Annotated in this window: 8 protein-coding genes and 2 pseudogenes; 8 read left to right on the top strand and 2 right to left on the bottom strand. The window is 59.0% G+C overall.

The window, feature by feature from the left end:
* Positions 1–114 precede the first annotated feature (114 nt).
* Positions 115–1,797 (top strand): annotated as a pseudogene (locus GWC77_RS26200) (terminase ATPase subunit family protein); the annotation flags it as partial.
* A 56-nt stretch (positions 1,798–1,853) separates the two neighbouring features.
* On the top strand, positions 1,854–2,849 hold the full coding sequence (locus GWC77_RS26195; protein ID WP_254367186.1) for a phage portal protein: 996 nt from the start codon (positions 1,854–1,856) through the stop codon (positions 2,847–2,849).
* A 104-nt stretch (positions 2,850–2,953) separates the two neighbouring features.
* Here the strand turns inward: GWC77_RS26195 and GWC77_RS26190 are convergent, their stop codons facing one another.
* Positions 2,954–3,913: an SOS response-associated peptidase family protein gene (locus tag GWC77_RS26190; RefSeq protein ID WP_173261892.1), complete on the bottom strand. Its 960-nt coding sequence runs from the start codon at positions 3,911–3,913 to the stop codon at positions 2,954–2,956.
* Between the two features lie 75 nt (positions 3,914–3,988).
* Here GWC77_RS26190 and GWC77_RS26185 point away from each other — a divergent pair, with 75 nt between their 5' ends.
* The 3 genes from GWC77_RS26185 to GWC77_RS26175 all read left to right on the top strand — a co-directional run bounded on the left by GWC77_RS26185 (position 3,989) and on the right by GWC77_RS26175 (position 5,730).
* Entirely contained in the window at positions 3,989–4,261 is a 273-nt protein-coding gene (locus GWC77_RS26185) for a hypothetical protein (protein WP_173261889.1), read from the top strand.
* Positions 4,262–4,678: 417 nt separating this feature from the next.
* The gene (locus tag GWC77_RS26180) at positions 4,679–5,452 is read left to right on the top strand and encodes a hypothetical protein (RefSeq protein WP_173261887.1); all 774 of its coding nucleotides are present in this window, start codon (positions 4,679–4,681) and stop codon (positions 5,450–5,452) included.
* Positions 5,452–5,730, top strand: coding sequence for a hypothetical protein (locus GWC77_RS26175; protein WP_173261884.1), 279 nt, complete (start codon positions 5,452–5,454; stop codon positions 5,728–5,730). Before GWC77_RS26180 ends, GWC77_RS26175 begins: the two co-directional genes overlap by 1 nt.
* A gap of 82 nt (positions 5,731–5,812) precedes the next feature.
* On the opposite strand, the gene GWC77_RS26170 is transcribed toward GWC77_RS26175, so the two are convergent.
* On the bottom strand, positions 5,813–6,067 hold the full coding sequence (locus GWC77_RS26170) for a hypothetical protein (RefSeq protein ID WP_173261881.1): 255 nt from the start codon (positions 6,065–6,067) through the stop codon (positions 5,813–5,815).
* A gap of 359 nt (positions 6,068–6,426) precedes the next feature.
* On the opposite strand from GWC77_RS26170, the pseudogene GWC77_RS29805 reads away from it, so the two are divergent.
* From GWC77_RS29805 to GWC77_RS26160, 3 genes and pseudogenes are all read left to right on the top strand, one after another.
* A pseudogene (locus GWC77_RS29805) lies at positions 6,427–6,534 on the top strand (BrnT family toxin); the annotation flags it as partial.
* Positions 6,494–6,766, top strand: a complete 273-nt coding sequence (locus tag GWC77_RS26165; RefSeq protein WP_173261878.1) for a BrnA antitoxin family protein — start codon at positions 6,494–6,496, stop codon at positions 6,764–6,766. The pseudogene GWC77_RS29805 and the gene GWC77_RS26165, both read left to right, overlap by 41 nt.
* An 850-nt stretch (positions 6,767–7,616) precedes the next feature.
* A complete protein-coding gene (locus GWC77_RS26160) occupies positions 7,617–8,438 on the top strand; it encodes a TRAP transporter substrate-binding protein (protein ID WP_254367185.1) in 822 nt (273 codons plus the stop codon).
* Positions 8,439–8,555: the final 117 nt, after the last annotated feature.

Raw genomic sequence — 8,555 nt, 5'->3', positions numbered from 1 at the left:
GCAACATGCGCCGCGCGTCAATCAACAAACGCTTGTCAGCGTCAATCAACATCGGCATCATCAACCTCGCCGCGACATTCTCATCTTGTTTGTCGCGCGTCTCTCATCCAGATTGTCGCGCCACAGCATCTCCAATTGAAGCCCCCGACCGTGGCGTCGTGGTGCCGTCGCGATAGATGGAAGGAGACTACGCCGATCCACCGAATCGAGGCGGTTACCGAGACGCGCCTTGCGCTGCTGATTGCGAAGGAGAAGAAGGACGGCGGGGACTACAAGGAAATCGACCTACTCGGCCGGCAGATCGAACGGCTCGCACGCGTGCGAAAGTATGGTGAGACGGGGAAGGAAGGTGACTTGAACCCAAACATCGCCGCGCGAAATGCCGGGCGGAAACGGCGACCGGCGCGCAACGAGATCAGCGAGGAGCAGCGCGAGCAGATCGTCACGGCGTTCCGTGATTCGCTCTTCGATTATCAGAAGGTCTGGTACCGCAACGGCGACCGGCGAACGCGGAACATCCTCAAGTCGCGTCAGATCGGAGCGACCTGGTATTTCTCGCGCGAGGCGTTTGCCGACGCGCTTGAGACCGGCCGCAATCAGATCTTCTTGTCCGCGAGCAAAGCGCAGGCACACGTTTTCAAGCAGTACATCACGCAGTTTGCCCGCGACGCAGCGGACCTGGAGTTGACGGGCGATCCGATCATCCTGCCAAACGGCGCCATCTTGTATTTCCTGGGGACAAACGCACGCACGGCGCAGTCCTACCACGGCAATTTCTATTTCGACGAGTACTTCTGGGTACCGCGGTTCCGCGAGCTCAACAAGGTCGCGTCAGGCATGGCGATGCACAAGCGCTGGCGCAAGACCTACTTCAGCACGCCCTCGAGCATCACCCACGAAGCGTATTCGTTTTGGAGCGGCGCACACGCGAACCGCGGCCGCACGGCTGGCGATCGTATTCAGATCGACACAAGCCACGAGGCACTCGTGCGGGGCATGTTGTGCCCGGATGCGCAGTGGCGCCAAATCGTCACGATTCTCCACGCAATGGCAGGCGGATGCGACCTCTTCGACATCGATGAGCTGCGCAATGAATACAGCGCCGAGGAATTCGCGAATCTGCTGATGTGCCAATTCATCGACGACTCGCTATCGGTGTTCAAGCTGGCCGAACTGCAGCGTTGCATGATCGATTCCTGGGAAGAGTGGTCCGACGACTTCTCGCCACTGTTGCTGCGTCCGTTTGGCTACCGCGAGGTGTGGGTTGGCTACGATCCGGCGCTGACGGGCGATTCGGCGGGGCTTGTAGTTGTGGCGCCTCCGCGCGTCGAAGGCGGCCCGTTCCGCGTGCTCGAACGTCATCAGTTCCGGGGCAATAATTTCGAAGAGCAGGCCGCCGCGATCGAGCAAATCACGCAACGCTACAACGTCGGCTACATCGCAATCGATACGACGGGCATGGGGCAGGGTGTCTATCAGCTGGTGTGCAAGTTTTTTCCCGCTGCTGTAGCGCTGAACTACTCGCCCGAGGTGAAAACGCGACTCGTACTGAAGGGCCAGTCCGTCATTCGAAATGGCCGATTGCAATTCGACGCGAGCTGGACCGACCTAGCTGCGGCGTTCATGGCAATCAAACAGACGATGACGGCGAGCGGGCGTCAGACAACGTTCACGGCGGGCCGCACTGACGAGACTGGCCACGCCGATCTGGCGTGGGCGTGTTTGCACGCGATCGACCGCGAGCCGCTGGCGGGAGCGGGCGTCAATTCTTCATCTTTCACGGAGTTCTATTCATGAGCGAGCGCCACTCGCACGCGCCGCACAAGTCCACGGTCGCAGCTGCCGCCAGCGCTATGCACGCCACGCCCGCGCGAGCCGAGGTTTTTACATTCGACGATCCAACTCCGGTGATGAACAGGGCTGAGATTCTCGACTACGTTGAGTGCTGGTCCAACGGTGAATGGTTCGAGCCGCCGGTGAGCTTCGCGGGACTGGCAAAGTCGTTCCGTGCGAGCACGCACCATAGCTCGGCGCTGTACTTCAAGGCAAACGTGCTCGCTTCGACGTTTAGGCCGCACAAATGGTTATCGCGGCACGCGTTCGAGCGGTGGGCGCTCGACTTTCTGACGTTCGGCAACGGCTACCTCGAACGCCGGAAGAATCAGCTGGGCGGAACGCTGCGGCTCGAGCCCGCGCTCGCAAAGTACACGCGGCGTAAGGCGGACCTCAACAGCTTCGTGTATGTGAATGGCTGGCAGGACCGGCACCAATTCGAGCCGGACAGCGTCTTCCAGCTCATGCGCCCCGACATCAATCAAGAGGTGTATGGCCTTCCGGAGTATCTGAGTTCGTTGCACTCGGCCTGGCTGAATGAGGCGTCGACGCTGTTCCGACGCAAGTACTACGAGAATGGCAGCCACGCCGGCTTCATCCTGTACATGACCGACGCCGCTCAGAGGCAAGAGGACGTCGACAATATGCGCGAGGCACTGAAAAATGCGAAGGGACCGGGAAACTTTCGCAACGTGTTTATGTACGCGCCGAACGGAAAGAAGGACGGTATCCAACTCATTCCCGTGTCAGAGGTCGCGGCAAAGGATGAGTTTTTCAACATCAAGAATGTGACGCGCGATGACCTGCTCGCGGCGCACCGAGTACCGCCGCAATTGCTCGGCATTGTGCCGGTTAACTCGGGGGGATTCGGTACGCCCGACACAGCAGCGCGGGTCTTCGGGCGGAACGAAATCGAGCCACTGCAGGCTCGTTTCGCCGAGCTGAACGACTGGCTCGGTGAGGATGTTGTGACGTTCGATCGTTACGAGATTCCGTCGGCGCCAGTGGCAGCGTAGGCAACGTCGTACTGTGCCGCGGCACTGCGGATCGTTCCGCGTATCGTAGTCGGGCCTATAGGTCGCGCGTGAGTTGCATGGCTTGGCACGAGTACCGGCCCGCGTCATGCCGCCAATCGATGTTCATAATACGGTCGCTCGCGGTCATCGAGGAGGTCATACAGCGCCGATAAGTTGTCGGGCGCCGGATTCAACCATGCATCGACGTTCTCCGCGCGAAGCGGGATGATGCACCGGTCATGGCCGACTGCCGCGATTTCGGCTGGAGGCTCGTCTGTAATCGCCGCAAATGACAGCAGGTCCGGCTCATTCCCCTCTTGCCAGTGGGACCAAAGGCAAGCGACGAACATATCTGCTTCGGGGCGGGGCCTGAACTCCAATACAACGGTTTCATCTTTCTTTCCTGGCTGTAGCTCTTGTCCCTCTAGCCGTGCCTTTTTGACGTTTTCATAGAAAGCGCTCGCGATCATCACGGCGTGCGAGTGGCCGAAAAGCTGCTTCCAGAAACCTTCGAGGTTATCCCGACGGGCGTTGTAGAGTCCGGGGTACTTTGTATCGTAGGACGCAGGCTTTCCGTTCGGGCGGCACTGATATCGCATTGGTTTGACAACACGTTCCCCGCGCTCCATCACGATGACGGGCGCGTAGTTCCCGGGAAAAATCCGCGCATCGCGCTCCATCAATTCCAGACGACGTAGGTCGCCGAGTCGTCGGAGTGCAGCCTCGATTTTGTTGCTCGCTATTCGCTTGCTTTCCGTTGCAGCCTTCGTCGTCTTGCTCTGCAGTGCGCGCTCAGCGTCGGCGAGCCGCGCGCGCTGCTGGAACAACTCTTCTTCGAGCTTCACCGTCCGAAGCGCGTTGAATCGGCCGATCATCTCGTGGATTCGGCGCTCATCCTCTGTTTGGGGATCGCTGAACATCGCATCGACCGCCTTGGGGATGGTAACTGCCCGGCCTTGCTCACGCTCCCAATACAGGCGCATGAATTCCTGCAAATCAATTCGTGCCCCGAACGTTCTGACGAATCGTCGGTAGTCCGCCTTGATCTGCGCCGAGTAGCACATGGTCGCCGTCCCCTTGAGGCTCCATCATAGTACTGGATATACTGTACATTTATACAGTTATCGCGGGGTGCATCCATGAACCTGACACCGGACAACTTTGAATCGGTCACGGACAGTGAACTGCGCCAACTTTGGCGGCTGTATCGTGATCCAGACGTTCGGCGGCTGATCCTGGAAGTGCACCGCGCGCGAGGCGTGGTGGACGCCGCGCATGCTGACGCATTGAAGGCGCTCTACGCGTCTTGGGAGAAGCAGCAGGGGAACGTGAAGGCTTCGCTGCAGGCAGTCATTGACCGCGCCTATCGGCCGAGAAGGTGCGGCTGGGAGCTATCGGAGGCAGGCCTCTAAAGATGTAGCCGCTGGGTCAGCCAATGGCGCGAATTCGCAGTCCCCTCCGCGCCTGCGGCTCAGATGTAAGAGCGGTTTTTGTGCGCCAGGTGTCTTGGCGGGCGGCCTCTCGTGGAGTGCGTCCGCGCGGAACGCCAGCGATGCCCGGATGATGCGTTTTTCTGCACCTAATTGCCAGTGCATGTCGCTGAACTCGCCGCGCACAATGCGCCCGCGGCTCGCTTGGGAGCATTCTGTTGGACGCCTCCTGGCCCGATCATTCGGGAGTCAATGCGTCCTTCGGGATCTGAATGAGGAACACCATCTGGGGTAGCGAGCTTTCGAGTTGCGCCAACCTCTTTATGCGGTTTGCCCGGCGGCGCAGACACGGCTACGATTGTGTCCCATACGCTGATCGTCTGTGGAGGAGATTTCCCAATGGCCTCGGTCAAAATCGACTTGGGTTTCGGTGAACAAGCAATTCTATCTGCCACGGTTGTGTCTGCGATACCGATGGCGAAGCATCAGTGGGATGCTGAAGAGTTCTTACGACGCTGGCCACGGACACGGTCAGTTCATCAGGCGCGCGGTTACCTTCGGGAACTCGGACTACATGTCGCGTACACCCCGGCCGGCGTGAATCCGAGCGATGCGATCGCCTTACTTCGGTCAGCTGTGAAAAGCGGCAGAGTCACGGTTGCGATTGAGCGCGCTGCGAGGCGATTTGGCGGCGGCCTTGCTGCTGCCAAACCTACTTGGCGAAGTGGTCAGATCGAGCCGTCCCGTAAATCATTCGCTGAAATGGGAGAAAGTGGTAGGCCGGTAGCAGCGACGTTGGGCGATGCGGTTTCCGCGCCCAAGTCGTACTCTTGGATGCAGAGCTACGACGACGTGAGCGCTGACGATTTGATCAAGTACCTCGAGAGCGTAGTAGCTAGCACGCGGGCCAAAGCCGCTGCCCCGGATGCCGATCCGCCGACGCCTCTTGGAGAGGGCGAGCTGTTCGCGCTTGGAGCCAGTCGCACGTCCGACAATTTGATGAGCATTTCTGGGCGAGCCGTTAGCGAGGAGCACGAGGCTGAGTGCTTCGAGCAGTATGAGCGGGATCTAGATATGTGCCATGCGCTCGGGAGCCCGATGGGGGGCGCTCGTGGTTTGGCGCTCTGCAAACAGCAGGCATTCATAAACTATCAGCAATGCAGGGGATATTGATGGCAACGCACCCGCCTTACTCGGTCGTATTGACATACGACGACGATCAACAGAAGTTCAATGTACAGACAGCTGATCCGGTCAAGCTCGCGCCACTGCTTGCTGGTCGACTCGAGATGCCGATCCTACTCGATGAGTTCGACTATAGGGTTGACGATGAATTTGCCCGCCGCCTCGGCGTGGCAATGCTAAACCTGATTGCTTTGGGCAAGCCCGATCTAAAGCGCTATATGAGCGTGACGCCCGGGCCGATATCCGGAGATGGTGATCCTCGATAGTGGTCACGAGTCGGCCTAGCGGCCGCCTTCGTGACGCGCACCCGAAATCCGAAGCTGCGAGAACCACGAACCACCTTTCGCATCACGAACCGGGTCGCCGCACATTCGTTCCGTCGTCGCAACCTGCGGCGCGCAATAACGCCTCGCGGGCTTTATGAAGATCGGCTTCGATGCAGCCGAATATAGCGACTTGCTCGAGCGAAGAGAGGCGGGCAAAAGCTGCCGCGACATCTTCGACGGCCAGCAGGCCGGTTAGGGCGGTGACGCGATCGATGCTGATCATTGCGACATCAAGCCGGGACTGGAGAGACTCGGGATCTGCGGCGATTTGGTTCATGGCGCGCCTTCTTGTGCGGGTTCGACAAGCCCGACGCTGACGCCAGATGAGGTGGCCGGGCACGAGACAAGGTTGGCATACCGGCGCGTAAGGAACCGGCGAGCTTGAAGGCTCCCCCGTCAAGGCCCGACCATAGAAGGCTCAAGACGCATAGGCGACCAAAGGAAATCAAGTCGATTTCCCTTGGTCGCCCATCTTACTTACGCAATTCCGGATGCCAATCCGGGTGTCCGCTACTTCAAACACGCCGCAATGATAGTGGCGCAGTAGTAGCGGATCAAGTGATGAGCTCGCGAATCAGATCGATCTGGCAACGCGGCGCGATGCGACAGGAGCGGTGTCGGGCTTTGTTGATGCCCCGCTGCGTCATCATGGTATGGACTCCACGCGGCGAGGCTCGCCGCATTGTCAGCATGAGGAAAGCAAATGACCGTGAGCAAACGCGCTTCGCATACCGAGTGGGTTGATCCAGACGACGCGCCGGAGTTGACCGACGAATTTTTTGAACAGGCGGACGAATATATTGGGGACAAGCTTGTGCGCCGCGGACGTGGACGGCCCGTAGGCAGTCACAAGACCCCAACGACGATCCGGCTTGACGACGAAGTGCTCGAAGCCTTCAAAGCGACGGGACGTGGGTGGCAGACGCGCATGAACGCGGCGCTCAAGGACTGGCTCAAAACCCACAAGCTCGCTTAGAGAACAGCTCGCCTGCAGGTTGCGCAGTACAGTGAAATTACAGTTTGGGCACGCTAGGGCCGCCTGGATTGACCTAAGTTAGCCTTGATTTTGCAGAATGCGAGTTGCGCAAGGCATTGATTTATAAAGGGCTGTGGCGTGTAGACAAAACTCCGAAGGCAGGGGTTGCTGGTTCGATCCCAGCCGGGCGCGCCATCCTTTGTTCCGTAAAAATCCTCTGACACCCTGAAAGGCCGCGCCGGATTCGGCGTTGCAGGATATCTGTCAGGGCTCCGCCGGTACCCGTCGTTTCGTTTTCGCCGGCACAGTTGACCGCCCCACAGGTTGAAGATTCAGCGTGTTCAGCGCGACGCACCACGCGACGAAAGCCCATCCAAGAGACGATTTTTTTTCACCGTAGAACGCCCTCACGCAAATCGCGAAACCCAGGGGCGTCCGCAACGTTTGTGGCCGAGACGAATTGGGAGTCAGTTCGCGCGGACTGGAAAAGATCGCGCGTCGGGGCCGCCGCGCTGCTGGCAAAGCAGGAGCGGGATTTCCCTACGAATGACGACCAGACGTTCACGCCAGGGCATTCGATGCGCGCGGCCATCGCTTCGCGCGGCACTTCCGATTGAAGCCGTTTCCTTTGGAGTTCGCGTCAGCGATTTTTTCTCACCGTAGGTCGAGATAAAGTCGTTTGTTGAGGGACGACACGTCCGCTACTCTAAATGCACGCACCGACCTGACCGGCGCGTCAAATCAAAAGCGCGCCAAAACGCTCCTTCGGCCCATTGCGTCGGGAAAGAGCGGGTAAGCAAATAAAGCGCCGGTCCTTGACGGACGATTATTCAAATCGTTGGAGACAAACATGGGATTCAATCGTAGAAGCTTTCTCCTCACCGGAGCCGGAGCAGCCGTTGCCGCTGCGACAGGCCTCGTGGATGGTCCGTGGGTTCGGCGCGCCAACGCGGCAGAATTCTCCTATAAGGTCGGGACGAACCTGCCGGCAAGTCACCCGCTCAACGTTCGTATTCAAGAAGCCTCGGATGCGATCAAAAAGGAGACGGATGGTCGCGTCGACCTCCGGGTGTTTCCAAATAATCAGCTCGGTGGCGACCCAGACATGTTCTCGCAGCTGCGGGCTGGGGCGCTGGAGTTTTATACGGTCTCGGGCGCCAATACCCTTTCGACGCTGGTTCCGAAGGCATCCATCTCCGGCGTCGGCTTCGCATATAAAGACTACGACCAGGTATTTGCAGCATTCGACGGCGCCCTTGGCGCCCATATTCGCGGGCTTATTGGTAAGGCGAATCTGATCGTGCAGGACAAGATCTGGAACAACGGGTTTCGGCAGATCACTACCAGTACAAAGCCGATCAAGACTCCTGCCGACCTGCAGGGGATGAAAATTCGGGTGCCGGGTGGACGTCTCTGGGTCTCGCTGTTCAAGTCGCTTTCCGCAGCCCCGGCGTCGATCAGCTTCAACGAAGTCTATTCTTCATTGCAGACGAAGGTCGTCGACGGGCAGGAGAACGCGCTGGCTGTAGTCGACGCCGCGAAGCTTTATGAAGTCCAGAAATACTGCTCGATGACGAACCACATGTGGGACGGCTACTGGTTGCTGGGTAACAAGACAGCATGGGAAAAGATGCCACCCACCGTCCGTGACATCGTCTCAAAGTGGAGTTGACCCGGTTTCGTGGACACCTATCCTTTGGAACAGGAGGTGCCTGCCATGGGAAAGCACCACAACCCCTACGCGCCGGAATTTCGGGCGCAGATGGTCGAGTTGGTCAAAGCCGGCCGC

It is taken from the genome of Paraburkholderia sp. NMBU_R16 (assembly GCF_013282575.1).
Lineage (GTDB): Bacteria > Pseudomonadota > Gammaproteobacteria > Burkholderiales > Burkholderiaceae > Trinickia.
The sequence above is the reverse complement of the archived record's forward strand: the minus strand, read 5'-3'. Positions and strand labels throughout refer to the sequence as shown.

Coding starts and splice junctions, on each gene's coding strand:
- GWC77_RS26195 (WP_254367186.1), top strand. CDS start 1,854: ATGCACGCCACGCCCGCGCGAGCCGAGGTTTTTACATTCGACGATCCA.
- GWC77_RS26190 (WP_173261892.1), bottom strand. CDS start 3,913: ATGTGCTACTCGGCGCAGATCAAGGCGGACTACCGACGATTCGTCAGA.
- GWC77_RS26185 (WP_173261889.1), top strand. CDS start 3,989: ATGAACCTGACACCGGACAACTTTGAATCGGTCACGGACAGTGAACTG.
- GWC77_RS26180 (WP_173261887.1), top strand. CDS start 4,679: ATGGCCTCGGTCAAAATCGACTTGGGTTTCGGTGAACAAGCAATTCTA.
- GWC77_RS26175 (WP_173261884.1), top strand. CDS start 5,452: ATGGCAACGCACCCGCCTTACTCGGTCGTATTGACATACGACGACGAT.
- GWC77_RS26170 (WP_173261881.1), bottom strand. CDS start 6,067: ATGAACCAAATCGCCGCAGATCCCGAGTCTCTCCAGTCCCGGCTTGAT.
- GWC77_RS26165 (WP_173261878.1), top strand. CDS start 6,494: ATGACCGTGAGCAAACGCGCTTCGCATACCGAGTGGGTTGATCCAGAC.
- GWC77_RS26160 (WP_254367185.1), top strand. CDS start 7,617: ATGGGATTCAATCGTAGAAGCTTTCTCCTCACCGGAGCCGGAGCAGCC.